The sequence below is a fragment of the Paraburkholderia sp. SIMBA_053 genome, assembly GCF_046534895.1.
GTDB lineage: Bacteria > Pseudomonadota > Gammaproteobacteria > Burkholderiales > Burkholderiaceae > Paraburkholderia > Paraburkholderia caledonica.
In genome coordinates, this window is the sequence record NZ_JAWRXU010001923.1 from 1 (window position 1) to 229 (window position 229).

Annotated in this window: 1 protein-coding gene; it reads right to left on the reverse strand. The window is 67.2% G+C overall.

Annotated features, from left to right (window positions below; translation table 11 throughout):
- Positions 1-229, reverse strand: a 229-nt coding sequence (locus SB753_RS42245; protein ID WP_410805847.1) for a squalene/phytoene synthase family protein, incomplete at both ends; no start/stop codon positions are given.

Below are 229 nucleotides of genomic sequence, written 5' to 3' on the forward strand. Positions count from 1 at the left end.
GCTTCGCACGCTCCGCGAGCGTCGCGCAGACGCGCGGCAGCGACGGATCGTCGGCGATCGTGAGCGGATTCGTCGCCGCGATGCCTTCGCGCGCCAGCAGCTCGTACGGCAGATAGCAGCGGTTGATCTCCGCGTCTTCGTCGATGTCGCGCAGGATGTTCGTCAGTTGCAGCGCGCGGCCCAGATGGTGCGACAGCTCGACGCCCGGCTGCTCCTCCATCCCGAATAT